Source organism: Actinoplanes siamensis (assembly GCF_016862395.1).
Classification (GTDB): domain Bacteria; phylum Actinomycetota; class Actinomycetes; order Mycobacteriales; family Micromonosporaceae; genus Actinoplanes; species Actinoplanes siamensis.
On the sequence record NZ_BOMW01000006.1, the window covers coordinates 157975 to 177763 of the forward strand.

Here is a 19789-nt window from a genome sequence, read left to right on the forward strand (position 1 = left end):
TCTCGCACCGGGGGCGCGCCGACTTTGCGGTCGGCGCGCCCCTCTCCGTTCCCCCGCACCAGGAGTACGCATGAAGTTCACCCCCCGCCTGCGCCAGGCCGCTGTCGTCGCGGCCGGCGCTCTCCTCAGCCTGGCGGCCTTCGCCGCCCCGGCGAACGCCACCAACGGCGGCAGCTGGCCGGGTGGCGACCAGGGCCCGTCCGGCAACCAGGACTGCACCCCGGCCGCCCAGGCCAAGTACGAGCACTCGTTCAACGGCCCGGCCGGCACCGCCTCCATCCGGCTGCTGAACGGCCCGCTCTGTGACGCCCAGTCGTTCGCGCTGGTCTCCTACACCGCGCCGTCGGCCCAGTTCCAGACCCCGCAGTACGTTCTGGACAGTTCGGTCAAGACCCTGCAGCCGGCCAAGAAGGGCGAGCTGACCGAGAGCAAGCTCGACTTCCGGGTCGAGGTGCCGGAGTGCTTCACCCAGGTCGACTTCGTCTTCGGTGACAAGATCATCAACCCGCTGACCGACAAGAGCGACCGCTACGGCGACCGCAAGGTCGGCAGCCCCGGCGCCCCGGGCAAGCAGTCCAAGCCGGCCCAGGGCCAGCCGCAGAGCGCCTGGTATAACGGCGGCTCGGGCACCTGCAAGGCCGAGCCGGTCGTCGAGGCCCTGCCGGACTGCGAGGGCGCCGTCGCGCTCAAGCTGATCAACCGCAGCACGTTCAGCGAGTCGTTCGAGATCACCGCGGACGGCGGCTTCAGCAAGACCGTGACGCTGCAGGCCCGCCAGGAGCCGGCCACCGTCACCGTCCCGGCAGCGAACGCCAAGAACATCAAGGTCACCTCGCGGGGCAAGCAGCTCTACTCCGGCTCCTGGCAGAAGCCCGCCGACTGCCAGGTTCCCGAGGTCGGCAAGCCCGACGCGAAGTACGTCAGCGACTGCGACGGGCTCACCTTCACCATCGTGAACCCGGAAAACGGCAAGGACGTCACCGCCGTCTTCACCCCGAACAAGGGCGACGCGCAGACCGTCACGGTCAAGCCGACCGAGACCAAGACCGTCCACTTCACCGCGGCGCAGGGCCTGACCGTCACCGTCACCGGTGACCTGGACGTGCTGAACGGCGAGGTCAAGTGGACCAAGCCGGAGAACTGCACGGAGCAGCCCAACCCGGGCCAGTCCTCGCAGCCGAACCCGGGTCAGTCGTCGTCCTCGGCGTCGCCGTCCGCGTCGGCCGGCTCGGACACCCCGGGCGCGACCCCGACCACCACCGAGCCGGGCGGCGGCGGCCTCGCCCTGACCGGCTCGAACTCCAGCACGATCGCCGGTGGCGCGGTCGTCCTGCTGCTGGTCGGCGCCGGCCTGTTCTTCCTGGCCCGCCGCCGCAAGGTGAACTTCAAGGCCTGACCCAGCACCCGCTGACAGAAGCGCGCCCGGTGGATCACCGGGCGCGCTTCCGCGTATTCAGGACCGGGCGGACCACCCGGCAAACCGCGATTCGGGTGCGGCGACGTGGCGGGAGCCGGATCGAATCGGACCTGTTCCCCTCCGAGCCGAACCAGGGGTTATCGCCAGGGTGGGAACGAGCCGTCCGGCAGGGGCTGGTACTCGTGGACTGCCATCACGGCGGAGACCGGCAGCGGCCCGTACACATGCGGGAATTGCCGGCCCGAAGGGTCCGGCGGGTCGCCGTCCTCCCAGACCACCGGGACCCCCGTCCTGGTCTCGTCGATCTCCAGGAGGACGAGGTCCGTGCGGCCGCGGAACAACAGATTCGCCGGGAGGTGTACGCCGTCCGGGTCGGAGCAGTGGATGTAGCCCTGCGTCGCCAGGCTGTCGGCGACGTAGGTGTCCGAGACCGACTCCCACACGGACCGTGGGCACAGATGCAGGATCATCCCTTCTCCAGATACTCGGCGCGGTCCTCGTCGACCAGCGCGGCCACCGACGCGGCCAGCGCCGGGTGTGCGGTCAGGTCCGGGTCGTCGCCGACCACCTCGGCGGCCTCGACCCGGGCTTCCTTGATCAGTTTCTCGTCGCGGAGCAGGGAGAGCAGCCGCAGGTGGGAGTGTTTGCCGGACTGCGAGGCGCCCAGCACGTCGCCCTCCCGGCGCTGCTCCAGGTCGATCTCGGAGAGTTTGAAACCATCCGTGGTGGACGCGACGGCGTCGAGCCGCTCGCGGGCCGCCGAGCCCTCGACCGCCTCGGTGTGCAGCAGGCAGACGCCGGGGGCGGATCCCCGGCCGACCCGGCCGCGCAGCTGGTGCAACTGGGAGACGCCGAAGCGGTCGGCGTCCATAATGATCATTACGGTGGAGTTCGGCACGTCGACGCCGACCTCGATGACCGTGGTGGCGATCAGCACGTCGACGTCGCCGGCGGCGAAGGAGCGCATCACCGCGTCCTTCTCCTCGGGTGGCATCCGGCCGTGCAGCATCTCGACGCGCAGGCCCTTGAGATAGTGGTCCCGCAGGGCCGGCAGCACCTCGGTGACGGCCAGCGGCGGGCGCCTGGCGGATTCGTTGTCCGCCGGCGGGGACGACTCCTCCTCCGGTCCCTCACCGATCCGGGGACACACCACGTACGCCTGATGGCCGGCGGCCACCTCCTCCCGCACCCGTTTCCAGGCGCGGTCCAGATAGGCCGGTTTCTCCAGCGCCGGCACCACGTGCGAGGCGATCGGCGAACGACCGCGCGGGAGCTGGGAGAGCACCGAGGTCTCCAGGTCGCCGTAGACGGTCATGGCGACCGTGCGCGGGATCGGGGTCGCGGTCATCACCAGCACGTGCGGCGGGCGGGCCGCCTTGGCGCGCAGCGCGTCCCGTTGCTCCACGCCGAACCGGTGCTGCTCGTCGACCACCACCAGGCCGAGGTCGTGGAAGTCGACACCCTCGTACAACAAGGCGTGTGTGCCGACGACGATGCCGGCGGTCCCGTCCGCCACCTTGGCCAGCGCGGCACGCCGGGCCGCCGCGCCCAGCGAGCCGGTCACCAGGGTCAACTGCGTCCCGGACGGATCGCCGTCCAGCTCGCCGGCCCGCCCCAGGGCGCCCAGCTGCGCGCTGATCCCGCGGAAGTGCTGGGTGGCCAGCACCTCGGTGGGGGCGAGCAGCGCGGCCTGGCCGCCGGCGTCCACCACCTGCAGCATCGCGCGCACCGAGACCAGCGTCTTGCCGGAACCCACCTCCCCCTGCAGCAGCCGGTGCATCGGGTGCGCCCGGCCCAGGTCGGCGGCGATCTCCTCGCCGACCGAGCGCTGGCCCTCGGTCAGCTCGTAGGGCAGGCCGGAGTCGAACCGCGCCAGGATCCCGTCGTCCCGGCGGGGCCGGGCGGTGCCGGGCGCGGCGGCGGCGCGGGCCCGGCGCTGCGCCAGGGTGAGCTGCACGGCGAACGCCTCGTCCCACTTCAGCCGGTGTTTCGCCGAGTAGAGCGCGGCCTCCGAGCTGGGCCGGTGGATCTCGCGCAGCGCCGTGCCGATGCCGACCAGGTTCCGCTTCGCCCGGACCGCGGCGGGCATCGGGTCGGCCGGCGGCTCGAACGTGTCCAGCAGGGTGCGCACGCACTTGGCGATCACCCAGGTCGGCACGGCCTGCGCGGCCGGGTAGACCGGGATCAGCGCGCCGGCGAACTCCTCGATCTCCTCGGCCGCCTCGTCCTGTGTGGCGTCGGCCTTGAGCAGCTGGTAAGCCGGGCCGTTGAGCTGGCGCTTGCCGCGGAACTCGGTGACCTTGCCGGCGAACAGCCCCCAGCGACCCCGGGTCAACTCCCGCTCGCGCCACGCCTGGTTGAAGAACGTGCAGGTGAGCGTGGCCCCGGAGCCGTCGCCGATGGTCACCTCGAGCATGTTGCCCTTGCGCTGCCGCATCGGCTTGACACCGATCCCCTGCACCTGGGCCAGCACGGTGACCTGCTCACCGACCTCCAACCGGCGCAGATCCGTGTGCTCGCCGCGCTCGTCGTAGCGCCGCGGGAAGTGGTAGATCAGGTCGCCCGCGGTGTGCAGGTCGAGGTGTTCCGCGAGGGCCTTGGCGGTCTTCGCGCCGAGCACCTTGGTCAACGGGACGTCGGTCGTGGTCATTCGACTCCTGCCAGCAGGTGGTAACGCGGCTGGCCGCCGGTGTAGCACTGCAGCTCGATGAAGGGCCAGGTGCGGTGCACGTGACCGCGCAGATGATCCTCCAGCTCGGCCGGGGCGTCCGCGCCGAGGACCAGGGTGACCAGCTCGCCGCCGCCGCCGAGCATCCGGTCGAGCAGGCGGTGGCTGACGTCCGACAGGTCACTGCCGATCACGTGCACCTCGCCGTCGACGAGGCCGAGCAGGTCGCCCGCGCGGCACGGGCCGGCCACGGTGAGCGCGTCGCGCCGGGCGGTGCAGACCTCGCCGTACCGGCAGGCGCCGGCGGCCTCGGCCATGGCGATCACGTCGTCGGCGAACGGGCGGGTGTGGTCGCGCACCGCGAGGGCGGCCAGCGCCTGCACCGGGGAACGGGTGGGAACCACGCTGACGTGCACGCCGATCGACTCGGCCTCGCGGGCCGCGGTGACCGCGACGGCCTGCGTGTTCGCGTCGTTGGGGAGCAGGACCACCGCTGAGGCGCCGCAGGCGCGCACCGCGGCCAGCATCTCGGCGGTGGACGGGTTGCGGTCCACCACGACCGCGCCCTCCGCCTCGAAGAGCGCGGTCAGCCCGTCGCCGGCGGCCACCACGACCGCGCCCCGCGACTCGGCGCCGGGCCGTTTCTCCGCCAGCGGAGTGACCTTGATCTGGTACGGCCGGCCGGCTCCGACTCCGGCCTCGACCGCCGGGCCGATCGCGTCGGCCGGCACGTGGACGTGCACGTTCCAGGTGCCGTCGCCGGAGCCGACGACGACCAGGGAGTCGCCCAGCGCGTCGAGCGCGGCCCGCAGCCGGTCGACCGCCTCCGGCTCCGCGTCCAGCAGGTACTGCACCTCGTAGCCGTGGCCGGCGCAGTCGTCGTGGTCGTCGTGGTCGTCGTGGTCGTCGTGGTCGTCGGGGCGCTCGGCGCGGGGCGGCGGGGCCGGCGCGGGCGGGGCCACGAACTCGCTCTCCTCGACGGTGTCGACCAGAGCGTCCAGCAGCAGGCAGAGGCCCCGGCCGCCGGCGTCCACCACCCCGGCGCGGGCCAGCACCGGCAGCTGCCGCGGTGTCCGGTCGAGGGCTTCGGCGGCGGCCCGCGCCGCGGCCCGGGCGACGGCCACCAGGTCGTCGGACCTGATCCGGCCGGCGGCCTCGGCGGCGGCCGCCATCACGGACAGCACGGTGCCTTCCACCGGCCGGGCCACCGCCGCATAGGCCGCGTCGGTGGCCTGGCGCAGCGCCCGGGCCAGCTCGCCGCCGCGGACCGCGACCGAGCTGGCGAACGAGTCGGCCATGCCGCGCAGGATCTGCGACACGATCACGCCGGAGTTGCCCCGGGCGCCCAGCAGCGCGCCGCGCGCCATCCGGCCCATCAGCCGGCCGAGCGGGGTCCGCGGCTCCTCGTGCAGCGCGGACCGCACCGCCTCGCGCGCGGCGGCCAGGGTCAGCACCAGATTGGTGCCGGTGTCGCCGTCGGGCACCGGATAGACGTTCAGGTCGTCGATCTCACGCTGGTGGGCCCGGAGCGCCCGCAGCCCGCCGTCGCACCAGCGGTGCACGGCGGCGGCATCGAGGGTCTCCAGCACGCGAAAATCGTACTAACCACCTCTGACAATCGCTGGGTACGCGCCCTGACCGGGGGCGATTGGCCGTCGCGGCCAGGCATCGGGTAACCTTGCCGGGTTGCCTGGGAAGTCCTACTCCTCGGCGCCTTCAGTTTTTCGAATCAAACCCAGGAGTATCCCGTGGCTAGCGTGTGCGACGTCTGTGGCAAGGGACCGGGCTTCGGCCACAACGTGTCCTTCTCGCACCGGCGGACCAACCGCCGCTGGAACCCGAACATCCAGTCGGTGCGGACCCCGGCCGGTGGCGGGACCACCAAGAAGCTCAACGTGTGCACCTCGTGCATCAAGGCCGGCAAGGTCGCCCGCGCCTGAGCTCCAGCTTTCGAGAAGCCGCCGAGTCCTCGACCCGGCGGCTTCTCGGCGTTACAGCTTCTCGGCGTTACAGCTTCTTGGCGTAGGAGAGCACGCCCGGGTGGCCCTTGTAGTACCCGAAGTCCTCGATCCGCTGGTAGCCCGCGGACTCGTAGAGCGCGATCGCCTCGGGCTGCTTGTCGCCGGTCTCCAGGATGACCCGCTCGCAGCCGGCCGCCCGCGCCGACTCCTCGACGGCGGCCAGCATCCGCCGGGCCAGTCCCTGCCCCCGCGCCTCGACCCGGGTGAACATCCGCTTCAGCTCGGCGTCGCCGCCGTGCCGGCGCCAGCCCGCGCTGGCCAGCAGGCGGTCGTCCGCGGCCCGGACGGCCACCAGGAAGTCACCGTCGGGCGGGAGGAAGTGGGCCGCGGCGAGCGGGGTGTCGTCGCCACTGCCGCCATACCGTTCGGAGAGGTCGCGCATGTTCTCCGCGACCAGCTCCATCACCTCCGGCTCGTCGAACCGGGCTGATTTGATCTTGATCTGTCCCACGCCGCCAGCGTAGTCAGGGTCAGCGGAAATGGTCCCAGCCCAGTGGCCCGGACCACGGTCTGCCGTCGACAGTGACGCCGGAGCCGTCGTGCACCGAGCCGATCTCCCGCCAGCCGTCCGGCAGCTCCGTCCCGGCCGGGAAGGTCGCGGCCAGCGGGTGGTCGTCGCCGCCGGCCAGCACCCACTGGTACGGGTCGACGCCGAGCGCCTTCGCGGCGTCCCGCATCTGGTCGGGCACGTCGAAGGCCGACGACCGGATGTCCATCCCGACCCGGCCAGCCGACGCGAGATGCCCCACGTCCTGCAGCAGCCCGTCGGACACGTCGATCATCGAGGTGGCGCCGAGCCGGGCCGCCTCCGGGCCGGCGGCGTACCGCACGACCGGCCGCCGGTACGCCTCCACCAGCATCTTCGGCGTCCGGAAGCCCCGGGACAGCACGGTGTAGCCGGCCGCCGCGTACCCGATCCGGCCGCAGAGCGCGAGGAGGTCGCCGGGCCGGGCGCCGTCGCGGCGCACCGGGTCCAGGCCACCCAGGTCGCCCAGCGCGGTCACCGCGACGGCCAACGCCGGGCTGGACGACATGTCCCCGCCCACCACGCTCGCCCCGCACAGCGCCGCCTCCGCGGTCAGCCCGTCGGCCAGGCCCTCCGCCCAGGACGCGTCCAGGTCGCCGGGCACGCAGAGCGCGACCAGCAGCGCGGTGGGGGTGGCGCCCATCGCGGCGATGTCCGCGAGGTTGGCCGCGGCGGCGCGGTGTCCCACGTCGGCCGGGCCGCACCAGTCGCGCCGGAAGTGCCGGCCCTCGACGAGCACGTCCGTGGAGGCGACCACCCGGCCGTCGGCCGCGCGCACCACTGCGGCGTCGTCGCCGGGGCCGAGCAGGGTGGCCGGACCGGCGCCGAGACGGGACACAATTCGGCCTATCAATCCGAATTCACCGGACTCTGCGATGCTCACGTACACGTCCTTCGATGCTGGCGTCCCGCTGCCGGGCCGCTTCGTACGGTAGTTTCACGACCGGGGATCACCGACGCGGTGGCGGAATAGGAGTCGATCGTGGTCCAGGCATACATCCTCATCCAGACGGAGGTCGGGAAGGCCCGTGACGTGGCCGCCGCGATCGAGAAAATACCGGGGGTGGTCCGAGTCGACGCGGTTACCGGCCCGTACGACGTGGTGGTGCTCACCGAAGCACACACGGTGGACGAGCTGGGCGGCCTGATTGTGAGCAAAGTCCAGTACGTGCCGGGCATCACCCGGACCCTGACCTGCTCCGTGGTAAACCTCTGAGCATGGTAGACGTCGACACCCCACAGGACGCCCCGCACCAGGGGGCGCCACAGCCGGACAACACCACGCGGATCGCCGCGATCTGGGCGACGGCGGTGGCCGTGCCGGTCGTCGTGATCGTGGGGCTCGTCGCCTTCCTCCAGATCAACGACAGGTCGCGGCCGGAGGCCGGCCCGGCGTCGACCGCGAGCGGCCCGGTCGCCGTGCCCAGCACGGCGGTCGAGCTGGCCGCGCCCGAGCTCGACGAGCGCGCCGCCCAGGTCTGCCTGGCGGTCACCTCGCAGCTGCCGAACCAGATCCGCAACCTGCCGGCCCGCAAGGTCAGCGCCGGCCCGGAGCAGAACGCGGCGTACGGAGAGCCGCCGATCACCGTGTCCTGCGGCGTCGCGCGGCCGAAGATGTGCGAGACGGTCGACGACACGTCCGGCACGTGCGTGCCGCTGGCCGCCGAGCTGCTGCTGATGAACCGGGTCTGCTGGTACTACGCCGACGCCGGCGGCAGGACCACGTTCACCACCCTGGACCGCGAGGTCCCGGTGCAGGTGGTCGTGCCGGCGGCGTACGACAAGCGGGCGCAGTGGGCGAACGAGTTCTCCGACATCGTCGTGGAGACCGACAAGTCGATCACCGAGGGCGTGCCGAGCGGGTGCAACCCGGGCAAGTGACGGTCAGTGCAGGCCGGTCCCGCGCCGCAGGGCGGTGCGGATCAACCGGTCCACGACCTTCGGGTACTCCAGGCCGGTGGCCGCCCACATCTGCGGGAACATCGACGTCGGCGTCATCCCCGGCATCGTGTTGATCTCGTTGAGGAAGATCTCCCCGCCGGCGGTCACGAAGAAGTCGACCCGGGCCAGGCCGGCGCAGTCCAGCGCCGTGAAGGTCTGCAGCGCCAGTTCACGCACCCTCCGCGAAAGCGTCTCGGGCAGACCGGCCGGGATCGTGTAGCGGCTGCCGACCAGATACTTCGTCTCGAAGTCGTACCAGTCCGCGTCGTCCACGTGGATCTCGGCGAGCAGCGACGCCTCCGGCGCCCCGCCGGCCTCGCCCTCGAGCACCCCACACTCGATCTCCCGGCCCACGATCGCCGCCTCGACCAGCACCTTCGGGTCGATCCGCCGGGCCGTCACGATCGCCGCGTCCAGGTCGGCCCAGTCGGTGACCTTGGTGATGCCGGTGGACGAACCGGCCCGCGACGGCTTCACGAAGACCGGCAGACCGAGCCGCTCCTTGTCCTGCTCGGAGAGCGAGACGCCGGAGCGGAGCACCGCGTACGGCCCGACCGGGATGCCCTCGGCGGCCGCCAGCTTCTTGGTGAACTCCTTGTCCATGGCCGCGGCCGAGGCGAACACGTTGGCGCCGACATACGGAATGCCCGCCATCTCCAGCATCCCCTGGATGGTGCCGTCCTCCCCGTACGCCCCGTGCAGCACCGGGAAGACCACGTCCACACCGGCCAGCTCGGAGACGCCGTCGGCGGGGTCGCGCACGATCAGCTCGGTGGCCGTCGGGTCGGCCGCCAGCACCACCGCGTCGCCCGCGGCCGCGGTGATCTCCGGCAGCCTCTCACCGTCGATGGCCAGCTGCGCCGGGTCGTTCGCGGCGAGGACCCAGCGACCCTCCCGGGTGATTCCGACCGGGACCGCCTCGTACTGATCGGGGTCCAGCGCACCCAGGATGGCCCCCGCGCTCACGCAGGAAATGGCGTGCTCAGTGCTGCGGCCGCCGAACACGATCGCGACACGGGTCTTCCGGGGGGTTGTCACTCTTCTCTGCGCCTCTCGCTAGCGGGCATGCCGGGGGTGACCCTACTCTGCGTAAGCCAGAATCGCGGATGCGGCAGCCGCTGCCACGGCAGGGGGAGACGAACAGTTCATGGGATCAGCACTCCACGTGATCGCAGGGCCGGGGCCAGGACAGTTGGCCACCATGGCGCGCCCCGGCGACCAGCCCTGGTCCGCGCAGGAGATGGCCGCGCTGGCGCGGGCCGGGGTGCACATCCTGGTCTGCGGCGCGCGGCACCGACCGGGCGCCGCCGACAGCGCCGGGATCGAGCTGATCGACTACCCCGATCCCGACGAGTCGGCTCCGCGCAAGGAGGCCGCCGAGATGGTCGCGCTGGCCACCCGGCTGGCCCGGGAGGTCCGTTCCGGCCGTTTCGTGGTCACCCAGTCGAGTGCCGAGCTGGGCCGCACGACCCTGCTCGCCACGATGACGCTGGCGTTGCTGGGCATCCGGCCGGGCGAGGCGCTGCGCCGGATCGGCGCCACCCCCGGCCGCCCGGTCCCCCAGGACTGGCTGCACGACTTCGTGTCCCGCTAGGGCGTGACCCGCGGATCACGCGAGTCACGCCCTAGGCCACGAAACTCTGCGGGAGGACACCCTCGTCCCAGAGGTGGTCCAGGTGGGCGAGGAACCCGCTCAGGCTTCGCTCCAGCTCTCTCCTGGCCGGTACGGGCATCGCCGCCAGCGGGTCGGAGAAGATCAGCCCGTCGGGGTGCCGGGCCCGGGTCCCCACGAACTTGCCGCACCCCGTGCACCAGACGTAGCTGACCAGCGTGGGCCGGCGGGCGTTCTCCGGAGCCGTGAAGTACGCCCGCAGCCGCCGCTCCCCGCACCCCGGGCAGTCCCGCTCGCCCGGCGCGGCGAAGAAGCTCTCCCCCTGGGTCAGTGCGGCGACCTCGTCCGCGCTGAAGCCGCCCCAGCTCACTTCGAGGCGTCCAGTGCCCGCGTCACGTCGGCGACCAGGTCGGCGGTGTCCTCGATGCCGCAGGAGAACCGGACGAAGCCGGGCGGCGTGTCGTCGCCGAACTGCGCCCGCCGGTCGGCGGTGGTGTGCACGCCGCCGAACGAGGTGGCCGCGAACACCAGCTCGGCCGCCTCCAGGAACCGGGCCACCCGCTCGGCGCTGCCCAGGTCGAACGCGACGATGCCGGGGATCCGGCGCATCTGCTCGCGGGCGATCTCGTACGACGGGTCGTCGGCCAGCCCTGGCCAGCGCACCCCGGTCACGTCGGAGCGTCCGACCAGCAGCTCGGCGATCGCCGCCGCGTTCTGGCTCTGCCGCGCCAGCCGCAGGTCCATGGTGGCGATCGACCGGTGCGCCAGCCAGCAGTCGAACGCCCCGGGCACGCCGCCGGTCAGCTTCCGCCAGTTCTCGACCTTGGCCAGCAGCTCCGGGTCACGTGCCGCCACGTAGCCCAGGAGCAGGTCGGAGTGCCCGGTCAGCGCCTTGGTCCCGGACGCCACGACCACGTCCGCACCGAGGGCCAGCGGATTCTGCCCGAGCGGGGTGGCCGCGGTGTTGTCGACGGCCAGCAGCGCCCCGGCGGCGTGCGCGGCGTCGGCCAGGGCCCGGATGTCGGCGACGTCCAGGCCCGGGTTGGCCGGGGTCTCCAGCAGCACCAGCCGCAGCCCGGAGAGGTCCGGGTACGGCCCGGCGGTCGGCACCAACACGCTCTCGACGCCCAGGTCCGCCAGGGCGCCGCGGGCGAACGCCCGTACCGGGAAATAACCGTCGGCCGGAAGCGCGACCTTGTCGCCCGCCTTGACCACGGACAGCAGGAAGGCCGTGATGGCCGCCTGGCCGCTGGCGAAGGCCAGCGCCGGCCCGCCCTCCAGCTCGCCGATCGCGACCTCCAGGGCCTCGCGGGTGGGCTGCTCGGTCCGGGCGTAGCCGTGCTCGCCCGGCCCGGTCACCGGGTCCAGGTGGTACGGCGCGGCGAACACCGGCCCGGGCAGGAACGGCCGGCCCACCTCGGGCGCGGGCAGACCCGCGTGGACGGAACGGGTGCCGTCAGAAAAGCTCACGCCAACTCTCCGCTTCGCTGTGAATCGTCATGAGCTCCGTAGAACGGAGCCTCATGATCCGTCCGCTCCGCTCCCTCGTCACTCGGGTTTCATCTCTCGTGTCATCAGCAGTTTCACCGCGACCCGCGGGTCGGCGCCCTCGTGGCAGACCTTCTCGACCTGCTCGACGATCGGCATCTCGACGCCGTGCGCGCGGGCCAGGTCGCGGATGGACAGGCAGCTCTTCACACCCTCGGCGGTCTGCCGGGTGGCCGCCTGCGCCTGCTCCAGGCTCTCGCCGCGGCCCAGGTGCTCGCCGAAGGTCCGGTTCCGCGACAGCCGGGAGGAGCAGGAGGCGACCAGGTCGCCGAGACCGGCCAGGCCGGCGAAGGTGAGCGGGTCGGCGCCGAGCGCGACGCCCAGGCGGGACGTCTCGGCCAGGCCGCGGGTGATCAGCGACGCCTTGGTGTTGTCGCCCAGGCCGATCGCCGAGGCCATCCCGTAGGCCAGGGCGATCACGTTCTTGATCGCGCCGCCCAGCTCGCAGCCGAGCACGTCGTCGCTGGTGTACGGCCGGAAGTAGGGCGTGGCCAGGGCGTGCTGCACCTGCCGGGCCCGGTCCTCGTCGGTGCACGCCACCACTGTCGCGGTGGGCTGCTCGGCGGCGATCTCGGGCGCCAGGTTCGGCCCGGAGACGACCACGACCCGCTCCGGCGCGACGCCGGCGGTCTCCACGATCACCTCGCTCATCCGCTTGAGCGTGCCCAGCTCGATGCCCTTCATCAGGGAGACGACAGTGGCGTCGCGGGGGAACGAGCCCGCCCAGTCGGCGAGATTGCCGCGCAGCGTCTGGGAGGGCACCGCGATCGCGATCAACTCGGCGCCGGCCACCGCCTCGGCGAGGTCGGTGGTCGCGGTCACTCGCTCGGACAGCTTCACCCCGGGCAGCGAGCCTTCGTTGCCGTGCCGGTCCCGGATCTCGGCGGCGACCGCCTCACGGCGCGCCCGCATGGTCACCTCCGAGCCGGCGTCGCCGATCACCTTGGCGAACGCCGTGCCCCAGGCTCCGGATCCGATGACGGCGGCCCTCATCACGCATCCTCCGATTTCGTGGCCCGCCGCGCGGGCCGGTCGTAGAGCGCCGGCGGTTCGCCGTCGCGGATCGTGCCGAGCAGGTCCCGGATGGACAGCATGATCTTCTCGGTCATCTCCTCGAGCACCGCACGGGTCGGCTCGGCGCCGGCCCAGCGGCTCAGATCGACCGGATCGCCGGTGGTGACCGTCACCGACACTCTGCGCAACTTCAACTTGTTGGTACGCGGATCGAACACCTGCTGCGCGCCCCAGTTCGCGATCGGCACCACCGGGGCGCCGGTGAGCAGCGCCAGCCGGGCGGCCCCGGTCTTGCCGCGCATCGGCCACAGGTCGGGGTGCCGGGTGGTGGTGCCCTCCGGGTAGATCACCACGGCGCCGCCCTCGTCCAGCGCCTTGACCAGCGCCTCCAGCGACTTCACCGCCTCCACGCTGCCCCGCTCGACAGGCACCTGCAGGGTCTTGACCAGCAGTGGGCCGACGATCGGCACCCGCCAGAGGCTGGCCTTGCCGAGGAAGCGGGGCCAGCGGCCGGACCGGTAGATGTAGTGCGCCACGACCAGTGGGTCGAAGTGCGACACGTGGTTGGGAACCAGGATCACGCCGCCGGCCCGCGGGAGCTTCTCCCGCCCGAGCCAGGTGCGCCGTGTCCAGACGGTCATGACGGGGATCACCAGCATCGCCGCGAAACGCTGCCAGAACCCGAGCCGGTGCTGCGTCACGGCATTCTCCGTCCCTCGATCGGCGACCACGTCGCCCGTTCACCTGCGACGAAATCATGCCCCTTGCCGGCCCGGCGTACCAGGCAGGGGTATTGCCCATCAACTCGTGCAAACTTGCTGGGTGGCTGTGCGTAAGTGGATGACGGTGATTCCGGTCAAGCGACTCGGCGCGGCGAAGAGCCGGTTGCGCGGCGCGGTGCCGCCCGAGCGGCATCCCGAGCTGGTGCTCGCGATGATGCTGGACACCGCCGCCGCTGTGCTCAACGCCACCGTGGTCGCCGAGTTGATCGTCGTCACCGACGACGAGGTGGTGGCCCGAGCCGTACGGGAAATGGGGGCGAAGGTCTCACCGGATCCCGCCGCCGGTCTGAACGCGGCCCTGCGTTTCGGCGCCGACGAGGTCGGCGGCCTGGCCGCGCATCGCGCGGTCCTCACCGGGGATCTCCCGGCCCTGCGGCCGGCGGATCTGGACGCGGCGCTGGCCGCCACCGCGCCGGGCCGGGCGTTCGTGCCGGACGCGGCCGGCACCGGCACCGTGCTGCTGGCCGCCCCGCCGCGGGAGCCGCTGGAGCCGCGCTTCGGTCCGGGCTCGGCCGGGGCGCACCGCGCCTCCGGCGCCGTCCCGCTGACCGGCGACTGGCCGGGCCTGCGGCAGGACGTGGACACCGCCGCCGATCTCGCCACCGTGCTGCGGCTGGGGGCCGGCGCGCGCACCCGGACGCTGCTTCGTGATCTCGGACTCAGCCGGGCGTGCGCACCGGCTGCCTGCGCCGGGTAGCGTCAACTGCATGCAGGGCACGATCGCCACCTTCGACCCCGGCACCCGCAGCGGCACGCTGCTCCTCGACGACGGCTCTGAGCTGGCCTTCGGGGCGGAGGCCTTCGGCCGCTCCGGCCTGCGCCTGCTCAGGCTCGGGCAGCGGGTCTCGATCGAGGCCCAACCGGACGGCCGGGTACACCGGGTGTCGATTCCAGGAATCGGCTGAGTTGATCATCCGGTAGTTCGTTTCACGTTCCGCTCGGAGCGGCAATGATGGACGCATGAACCCGCCCCGGACCCCCGATACCCGCCGGCGTGGCCCGAACGGCCGCTTTCTCTCCCGTCCCGAGCCCGCCGACACCCCCGAGTCAACCGAACCGGTCGAGTCCGTGGTGGAGGTGGCGGTGGAGAGCACCGAGGTGACGGACATCCCCGTCGAGCCCGTCGAGTCGGTCGAGGACGAGTACCACCTCCCCGAGGATCGCTTCCTGAACCGGGAACTGTCCTGGCTCGATTTCAACGCGCGCGTGCTGGCGCTGGCCGAGGACCCGGGGACCCCACTGCTGGAGCGGGCCAAGTTCCTGGCCATCTTCGCCAGCAACCTCGACGAGTTCTACATGGTCCGGGTGGCCGGCCTGAAGCGCCGGCTCAGCGCCGGCCTGCCGGTCCGCAGCGGTGACCGGTCCCCGCTGCGTCAGCAGATCGAAACCATCACCGAGCGCACCGCCGACCTGGTCACCCGGCACGCCGCCTGCTTCGCCGACGAGGTCCGGCCGAAGCTGGCCGCCGAGGGCATCGAGGTGGTCAGCTGGAAGGAGCTGGACGACCCGGAGCGGGGCCGGCTGCGCACCTTCTTCCGGGAGCAGGTGTTCCCGGTGCTCACCCCGCTCGCGGTGGACCCGGCGCACCCCTTCCCGTACATCTCCAGCCGCTCGCTGAACCTCGCGGTGGCCCTGCGCTACCCGGACGGCGACAACCCCGAGCTGTTCGCGCGGATCAAGGTGCCGAACAACGTGTCCCGGTTCGTCACCGTGCAGAACGACAGCCGCGGCGTGCGCTTCCTGCCCATCGAGGAGCTCATCGCCAACCACCTCGACCAACTCTTCCCGGGCATGCAGATCCTGGAGACGCACGCCTTCCGGGTGACCCGCAACGCCGAGCTGGAGGTCGACGAGGACCGCGACGAGGATCTGCTGCAGGCCCTGGAGCGAGAGCTGGCGCAGCGCCGGTTCGGCCCGCCGGTCCGGCTCGAGGTGGCCGCCTCGATCAGCGACCACGTGCTCGACCTGCTGGTCCGCGAGCTCGACATGGACAGTCACGACGTGCTGCGGGTGCCCGGCCTGCTCGACCTGTCGGCGCTCTGGCAGGTGTTCGGCGAGTGCGACCGCGACGACCTCAAGGACCGCCCTTTCGTCCCGGCGACGCACCCGCAGCTGGCCGACGGTGAGGTGCCGCGCAGCGTGTTCAACCGGCTGCGTGAGTCGGACATCCTGGTCCACCACCCCTACCACTCGTTCTCCACGAGCGTGCAGCGCTTCATCGAGCAGGCCGCCGCCGACCCGAACGTGCTGGCCATCAAGCAGACGCTGTACCGCACGTCGGGCGACTCGCCGATCGTGGACGCCCTGGTCGACGCGGCAGCCGCCGGCAAGCAGGTGGTGGTGCTGGTGGAGGTGAAGGCCCGGTTCGACGAGGTGGCCAACATCGCCTGGGCGCGCACCCTGGAACGGGCCGGCTGCCACGTGGTCTACGGCCTGGTCGGCCTCAAGACCCACTGCAAGACCGCGCTGGTGGTCCGGCAGGAGGGCAACCAGCTGCGGCGCTACTGCCACATCGGCACGGGCAACTACCACCCCAAGACCGCCCGGCTGTACGAGGACTTCGGGATGCTCACCGCCGACCCGGAGGTGGGCGCGGACGTCACCGACCTGTTCAACGTGCTCACCGGATACAGCCAGCAGACCACGTACCGCCGCCTGCTGGTCGCGCCGCACGGCGTGCGCCGCGGCCTGCTGGACCGGCTGGCGGAGCAGGCCAAGATCGCCCGCGCGGGCGGCGAGGCGCTGGTCCAGTTCAAGGTGAACTCGCTTGTCGACGAGGAGACCACGGACGCGCTCTACCGCGCCTCGCAGGACGGCGTGAAGATCGATCTGATCATCCGGGGCATGTGCACGCTGCGTCCGGGCGTGCCCGGCCTCTCCGACAACATCCGGGTCCGCTCGATCGTCGGCCGGTTCCTGGAACACTCCAGGATCTTCCGGTTCGGCGCCGGCGACGACGCGGAGTACTGGATGGGCTCCGCCGACCTGATGCACCGCAACCTGGACCGCCGGGTCGAGGCCCTGGTCAAGGTCACCATGCCGTCGGCCCGCGAGGAGCTGCGCAACGTCCTGGAGCTGTCCATGGCGGACGGCACCGAGGGCTGGGACCTGGACGGCGAGGGCGCCTGGCGGCGCAACACCGGTGATCCCGGCAAGACACAGGTCCACCTGCAGGAGGCCCTGCTGCGTCGCGTGGTCAAGAAGAGCTGATGGGGGAGGCGATTCGCGCGGCGGGCGGAGTCCTGTACCGCCCGGGCGCCGGCGGCGTCCCCGAGGTGTGCCTGGTGCACCGCCCGCGGTACGACGACTGGAGCCTGCCCAAGGGCACCGTCAAGGACGACGAGCCGGAGCTGGCCGCCGCGGTGCGGGAGGTCACCGAGGAGACCGGCACTGTGGGCCTCCCCGAGTTCGGGCTGCCCGAGGTGGCGTACCGGCTGCCCGGCGGGCGGCCGAAGACCGTGCGGTACTGGCTGATGCGCGCGGCCGAGTCCGGGCCGGTGCGGGACACCGACGAGGTGGACAAGCTGGCCTGGCTGCCGCTGCCGGAGGCGGCGCTGCGGCTCAGCTATCCGGACGAGCGCCCGCTGCTCGACGTGGTGGCCGGGCTGCCGCCGATCACCGCGGTGGTGGCGCTGGTCCGGCACGCGCACGCCGGCGACCGGAAGAACTGGTCCGGGCCGGACTCGTTGCGCCCGCTCAGCCCGAGGGGCGGCAAACAGGCCGCCCTGGTCGCCGACCGGCTGGCCACGTTCCGGCCGCAGCGGCTGATCGCGGCCGTTCCGCTGCGTTGCCTGCAGACGCTGCAGCCGCTGGCCGCGGCGACCGGGCTGCCGGTGGTCGCGGATCCCGCGTTCGCCGAGCCGGAGGACGCGTCCGGGCTGCCGGCCCGGCTGGCGGCGGCGCGGGCCCGGCTGGTCGAGGCGCGGGCGGCCGGGCGGGTCGTGGTGTGCAGTCAGGGCAAGGTGATGCCGCCGCTGCTGGCCTCGCTGGCGCGTGACTCGGGCGTTCCGGCTCCGTCCGCGGCGGACGACCCCCCCGCCGCGAAGGTTTCCTCTTCCGCCGGCGCTTCCCTCACCGCTGAGGCGTCCCCTGCCACGGATGCTCGATTCTCCACGGACGCCTCCCCGGCCGCGGGCGCTTCCCTTTCCGCGGAGGCCGACGTCTACCGGACCCGCAAGGGGGAGGGCTGGCTGCTCACCTGGTCCGGCGAGAGGCTGCTAGGGATCTCTCACTGGTGACCTGGTCGGCCCGCCAGTAACCGATCAGGTCGCCGGTGAGCCAGCGGGCCCGCCACAACTCGTCGCGGCGCGGCTCCCAGTCGCGGTAGGGCAGCAGGGCTACCCGCCAGCTCAGCAGTCCGGCCAGATACCAGCCGTAGAGCGGGACGGCGCCGGCCAGGCCGTCCCGGGCCCGGTACGACGACCACGGCGCCAGCGCGCTCACCACCAGGCCGGACCAGCCGCAGGTGATCAGCCAGTCCAGCGCCGGCTGGTCGGTCGCCCGTTCGGCCAGGTCGCCCAACGTCCATCCGGGCACGACAGCGGCCGCGAACAGGAGCGCCGCCATTCCGGCCCGGCCGACCAACCCGCGCGGTCCGCGTTCCGGCCGTGTGCGGCCGCGCTGCGCGCCCTTGGGTCTGCGTTCCACACCCGGACGCTAGGCCCGGCCGGTGGCCCGGCCGCACCGAAATCACCGACTTCGCTCGTACGGGTGCGGGCCGCGCCGGAATCGAAAAAGGCGCCCACCATACGGGTGGACGCCTGCTTCTCGACGGGATTCAGCGGGCCTTGCGGTTCGACGCCGCCCGGGCCGTCGACGTGCTCTTGGCCCGCGCCGAGGAGGTCGCCGGCGCCGCGGTCTTGCGGGCCGTCGTCTTCTTCGCCGGCGTCGCCGTCTTCTTGGCCGCCGTGTTCTTCGTGGCCGTGGTCTTCTTCGTCGCGGTCGCCGTCCTGGTGGCGGTGGTCTTCTTCGCCGCCGTGGCCGTCGTCTTGGTGGCCGCGGTCTTGGCCGCGGCGGTCCTGGTCGCGGCGGTCTTGGCCGCGCTGGTCTTCTTCGCCGCCGTGGTCTTCACCGGAGCGGCCTTGGTGGCCGCCGTCTTCCGGGCGGTCGTCGTGGTCTTCGCCGGCGTCGCCGTCTTGGTGGCCGTCCGGCCGGCGGTGGCCTTGGTGGCAGTCGTCCTGGTGGCGGTGGTCTTCTTGGCCGTCGCGTTCTTCGCCGGTTTCCCGCTCGCGACGAGTTCCCGGAACGTGTTGCCGGCCCGGAATGCGGCGACCGACGTCTTCTTCACCTTCACCGGCTCACCGGTTCGCGGATTCCTCGCGGTTCGCGCATTGCGCGTCCGCTTCTCCCAGGATCCGAAGCCGGTGAGGGACACCTTGTCACCCTTGGCGACGGCGTTCTGCACTTCACTGATGAACGCGTCCAGCGCAACGCTCGCCGTCTTCTTGTCCCCCAGCTTGACGGCGAGCGCCTCAATGAGCTCGGCCTTGTTCACGGTTTCCTCCCGGACGTGAGAACTGGCCCGTCGCAGGCCATTCTGCGCGCACCGTATGCCCTCTGACCTGCAGACACAAACATTCGTGGCAAAAATCCGTTGTGTCCCAACGAAATTCGCCCCCGTCGGCGACACCGACGGGGGCGAATTCTCCGACACGGTTAAAGAGTGACGACCGGCTTGAAAGACGGGCGGCTCTTCTCGTACGCGCTAATCGCTTCCTCGTGGCGCAACGTCAGTCCGATGTCGTCGAGCCCCTCCATCAGACGCCAACGGCTGAAATCGTCGATCGGGAACTCGTAGGCGGCGTCGTCCACGCGGACCACCCGGTCGGCCAGGTCGACGGTGATCCGCTTTTCCGGGTCGCTCTCGGCCAGATCCCAGAGGCTTTCCACGATCTTCTGGTCGAGCTGGACCGGCAGCAGGCCCTCCTTGAGCGCGTTGCCGCGGAAGATGTCGCCGAACCGGGCGGCGATCACCACCTTGAAGCCCCAGTCGCGCAGCGCCCAGACGGCGTGCTGGCGGGACGAGCCGGTGCCGAAGTTCGGCCCGGCGACCAGGATGGTGGCGCCGGCGTGGGCCGGGTCGTGCAGCACGAAGCCGGGGTCCTCGCGCCAGGCGCTGAAGAGACCGTCCTCGAAGCCGGTACGGGTGACCCGCTTCAGGTAGACCGCCGGAATGATCTGATCGGTGTCCACATCGGAGCGGCGCAGCGGCATGACCTTGCCGCTGTGGGTGACGAACTTGTCCATGACTTGGGTATCCC

At 72.0% G+C, this 19789-nt stretch carries 22 protein-coding genes; 9 read left to right on the forward strand and 13 right to left on the reverse strand.

Annotation, left to right across the window (positions count from 1 at the left end; genetic code table 11):
* Window positions 1-70: 70 nt before the first annotated feature.
* On the forward strand, window positions 71-1396 hold the full coding sequence (locus Asi03nite_RS02470) for an LAETG motif-containing sortase-dependent surface protein (protein WP_203676712.1): 1326 nt from the start codon (window positions 71-73) through the stop codon (window positions 1394-1396).
* 158 nt (window positions 1397-1554) lie between these two features.
* Here the strand turns inward: Asi03nite_RS02470 and Asi03nite_RS02475 are convergent, their stop codons facing one another.
* Genes Asi03nite_RS02475 through fakA form a run of 3 tightly spaced genes read right to left on the reverse strand, consistent with a single transcriptional unit; the run spans window position 1555 to window position 5674 of the window.
* Window positions 1555-1887, reverse strand: coding sequence for a DUF952 domain-containing protein (locus tag Asi03nite_RS02475; RefSeq protein WP_203676713.1), 333 nt, complete (start codon window positions 1885-1887; stop codon window positions 1555-1557).
* Window positions 1884-4067, reverse strand: a complete 2184-nt coding sequence (recG, locus tag Asi03nite_RS02480; protein WP_203676714.1) for an ATP-dependent DNA helicase RecG — start codon at window positions 4065-4067, stop codon at window positions 1884-1886. The genes Asi03nite_RS02475 and recG overlap by 4 nt, the downstream gene beginning before the upstream one ends.
* Window positions 4064-5674: a DAK2 domain-containing protein gene (fakA, locus tag Asi03nite_RS02485; RefSeq protein ID WP_203676715.1), complete on the reverse strand. Its 1611-nt coding sequence runs from the start codon at window positions 5672-5674 to the stop codon at window positions 4064-4066. Before fakA ends, recG begins: the two co-directional genes overlap by 4 nt.
* 159 nt (window positions 5675-5833) lie before the next feature.
* Between fakA and rpmB the strand changes: the two genes are divergently transcribed.
* Window positions 5834-6025, forward strand: coding sequence for a 50S ribosomal protein L28 (gene rpmB / locus Asi03nite_RS02490; protein ID WP_014694271.1), 192 nt, complete (start codon window positions 5834-5836; stop codon window positions 6023-6025).
* A gap of 67 nt (window positions 6026-6092) precedes the next feature.
* On the opposite strand, the gene Asi03nite_RS02495 is transcribed toward rpmB, so the two are convergent.
* Both Asi03nite_RS02495 and Asi03nite_RS02500 read right to left on the reverse strand, forming a co-directional pair.
* The gene (locus Asi03nite_RS02495) at window positions 6093-6509 is read right to left on the reverse strand and encodes a GNAT family N-acetyltransferase (protein WP_373872082.1); all 417 of its coding nucleotides are present in this window, start codon (window positions 6507-6509) and stop codon (window positions 6093-6095) included.
* A gap of 67 nt (window positions 6510-6576) precedes the next feature.
* Complete coding sequence (locus Asi03nite_RS02500) at window positions 6577-7515, reverse strand: thiamine-phosphate kinase (protein ID WP_203676717.1); 939 nt, start codon at window positions 7513-7515, stop codon at window positions 6577-6579.
* Between the two features lie 99 nt (window positions 7516-7614).
* Here Asi03nite_RS02500 and Asi03nite_RS02505 point away from each other — a divergent pair, with 99 nt between their 5' ends.
* Both Asi03nite_RS02505 and Asi03nite_RS02510 read left to right on the forward strand, forming a co-directional pair.
* Window positions 7615-7848, forward strand: coding sequence for an Lrp/AsnC ligand binding domain-containing protein (locus tag Asi03nite_RS02505; RefSeq protein WP_014447186.1), 234 nt, complete (start codon window positions 7615-7617; stop codon window positions 7846-7848).
* Window positions 7849-7850: 2 nt separating this feature from the next.
* Window positions 7851-8513, forward strand: coding sequence for a DUF3515 family protein (locus Asi03nite_RS02510; protein ID WP_203676718.1), 663 nt, complete (start codon window positions 7851-7853; stop codon window positions 8511-8513).
* 3 nt (window positions 8514-8516) lie between these two features.
* Here the strand turns inward: Asi03nite_RS02510 and Asi03nite_RS02515 are convergent, their stop codons facing one another.
* The gene (locus Asi03nite_RS02515; RefSeq protein WP_203676719.1) at window positions 8517-9611 is read right to left on the reverse strand and encodes a D-alanine--D-alanine ligase family protein; all 1095 of its coding nucleotides are present in this window, start codon (window positions 9609-9611) and stop codon (window positions 8517-8519) included.
* Between the two features lie 109 nt (window positions 9612-9720).
* On the opposite strand from Asi03nite_RS02515, the gene Asi03nite_RS02520 reads away from it, so the two are divergent.
* Window positions 9721-10167: a hypothetical protein gene (locus Asi03nite_RS02520; protein ID WP_203676720.1), complete on the forward strand. Its 447-nt coding sequence runs from the start codon at window positions 9721-9723 to the stop codon at window positions 10165-10167.
* A gap of 31 nt (window positions 10168-10198) precedes the next feature.
* Here the strand turns inward: Asi03nite_RS02520 and Asi03nite_RS02525 are convergent, their stop codons facing one another.
* From Asi03nite_RS02525 to Asi03nite_RS02540, 4 genes are all read right to left on the reverse strand, one after another.
* Window positions 10199-10555, reverse strand: coding sequence for a hypothetical protein (locus tag Asi03nite_RS02525; RefSeq protein WP_203676721.1), 357 nt, complete (start codon window positions 10553-10555; stop codon window positions 10199-10201).
* Window positions 10552-11655 (reverse strand): cystathionine gamma-lyase, encoded by a 1104-nt coding sequence (locus Asi03nite_RS02530; protein ID WP_203676722.1) that lies wholly within the window; start codon window positions 11653-11655, stop codon window positions 10552-10554. The genes Asi03nite_RS02525 and Asi03nite_RS02530 overlap by 4 nt, the downstream gene beginning before the upstream one ends.
* A gap of 78 nt (window positions 11656-11733) precedes the next feature.
* Window positions 11734-12726, reverse strand: a complete 993-nt coding sequence (locus Asi03nite_RS02535; protein ID WP_203676723.1) for an NAD(P)H-dependent glycerol-3-phosphate dehydrogenase — start codon at window positions 12724-12726, stop codon at window positions 11734-11736.
* Window positions 12726-13448 carry a lysophospholipid acyltransferase family protein gene (locus Asi03nite_RS02540; protein ID WP_203676724.1) on the reverse strand — a complete coding sequence of 241 codons (723 nt, stop codon included), beginning with the start codon at window positions 13446-13448 and terminating at the stop codon, window positions 12726-12728. The genes Asi03nite_RS02535 and Asi03nite_RS02540 overlap by 1 nt, the downstream gene beginning before the upstream one ends.
* Window positions 13449-13587: 139 nt before the next feature.
* Here Asi03nite_RS02540 and cofC point away from each other — a divergent pair, with 139 nt between their 5' ends.
* Genes cofC through Asi03nite_RS02560 form a run of 4 tightly spaced genes read left to right on the forward strand, consistent with a single transcriptional unit; the run spans window position 13588 to window position 17767 of the window.
* Complete coding sequence (gene cofC, locus Asi03nite_RS02545; protein ID WP_203676891.1) at window positions 13588-14226, forward strand: 2-phospho-L-lactate guanylyltransferase; 639 nt, start codon at window positions 13588-13590, stop codon at window positions 14224-14226.
* 10 nt (window positions 14227-14236) lie between these two features.
* Window positions 14237-14434 carry a cold-shock protein gene (locus tag Asi03nite_RS02550; RefSeq protein ID WP_203676725.1) on the forward strand — a complete coding sequence of 66 codons (198 nt, stop codon included), beginning with the start codon at window positions 14237-14239 and terminating at the stop codon, window positions 14432-14434.
* A 55-nt stretch (window positions 14435-14489) separates the two neighbouring features.
* Window positions 14490-16739 carry an RNA degradosome polyphosphate kinase gene (locus Asi03nite_RS02555; protein WP_203676726.1) on the forward strand — a complete coding sequence of 750 codons (2250 nt, stop codon included), beginning with the start codon at window positions 14490-14492 and terminating at the stop codon, window positions 16737-16739.
* Window positions 16739-17767, forward strand: a complete 1029-nt coding sequence (locus Asi03nite_RS02560; RefSeq protein ID WP_203676727.1) for an NUDIX hydrolase — start codon at window positions 16739-16741, stop codon at window positions 17765-17767. Before Asi03nite_RS02555 ends, Asi03nite_RS02560 begins: the two co-directional genes overlap by 1 nt.
* On the opposite strand, the gene Asi03nite_RS02565 is transcribed toward Asi03nite_RS02560, so the two are convergent.
* The 3 genes from Asi03nite_RS02565 to leuD all read right to left on the reverse strand — a co-directional run bounded on the left by Asi03nite_RS02565 (window position 17724) and on the right by leuD (window position 19775).
* Window positions 17724-18176: a hypothetical protein gene (locus tag Asi03nite_RS02565; protein ID WP_239102309.1), complete on the reverse strand. Its 453-nt coding sequence runs from the start codon at window positions 18174-18176 to the stop codon at window positions 17724-17726. The genes Asi03nite_RS02560 and Asi03nite_RS02565 overlap by 44 nt on opposite strands.
* A 130-nt stretch (window positions 18177-18306) precedes the next feature.
* Complete coding sequence (locus tag Asi03nite_RS02570) at window positions 18307-19023, reverse strand: HU family DNA-binding protein (RefSeq protein ID WP_203676728.1); 717 nt, start codon at window positions 19021-19023, stop codon at window positions 18307-18309.
* A gap of 161 nt (window positions 19024-19184) precedes the next feature.
* Window positions 19185-19775 carry a 3-isopropylmalate dehydratase small subunit gene (gene leuD / locus Asi03nite_RS02575; protein WP_203676729.1) on the reverse strand — a complete coding sequence of 197 codons (591 nt, stop codon included), beginning with the start codon at window positions 19773-19775 and terminating at the stop codon, window positions 19185-19187.
* Window positions 19776-19789 lie beyond the last annotated feature (14 nt).

Bases quoted from the DNA above. Each gene is read 5' to 3' on its own strand.
- Asi03nite_RS02550 (WP_203676725.1), top strand. From the start codon at position 14,237: ATGCAGGGCACGATCGCCACCTTCGACCCCGGCACCCGCAGCGGCACG.
- recG (WP_203676714.1), bottom strand. From the start codon at position 4,067: ATGACCACGACCGACGTCCCGTTGACCAAGGTGCTCGGCGCGAAGACC.
- cofC (WP_203676891.1), top strand. From the start codon at position 13,588: ATGACGGTGATTCCGGTCAAGCGACTCGGCGCGGCGAAGAGCCGGTTG.
- Asi03nite_RS02520 (WP_203676720.1), top strand. From the start codon at position 9,721: ATGGGATCAGCACTCCACGTGATCGCAGGGCCGGGGCCAGGACAGTTG.
- Asi03nite_RS02470 (WP_203676712.1), top strand. From the start codon at position 71: ATGAAGTTCACCCCCCGCCTGCGCCAGGCCGCTGTCGTCGCGGCCGGC.
- Asi03nite_RS02495 (WP_373872082.1), bottom strand. From the start codon at position 6,509: ATGGAGCTGGTCGCGGAGAACATGCGCGACCTCTCCGAACGGTATGGC.
- Asi03nite_RS02535 (WP_203676723.1), bottom strand. From the start codon at position 12,726: ATGAGGGCCGCCGTCATCGGATCCGGAGCCTGGGGCACGGCGTTCGCC.
- Asi03nite_RS02475 (WP_203676713.1), bottom strand. From the start codon at position 1,887: ATGATCCTGCATCTGTGCCCACGGTCCGTGTGGGAGTCGGTCTCGGAC.
- Asi03nite_RS02560 (WP_203676727.1), top strand. From the start codon at position 16,739: ATGGGGGAGGCGATTCGCGCGGCGGGCGGAGTCCTGTACCGCCCGGGC.
- Asi03nite_RS02555 (WP_203676726.1), top strand. From the start codon at position 14,490: ATGAACCCGCCCCGGACCCCCGATACCCGCCGGCGTGGCCCGAACGGC.
- leuD (WP_203676729.1), bottom strand. From the start codon at position 19,775: ATGGACAAGTTCGTCACCCACAGCGGCAAGGTCATGCCGCTGCGCCGC.
- Asi03nite_RS02510 (WP_203676718.1), top strand. From the start codon at position 7,851: ATGGTAGACGTCGACACCCCACAGGACGCCCCGCACCAGGGGGCGCCA.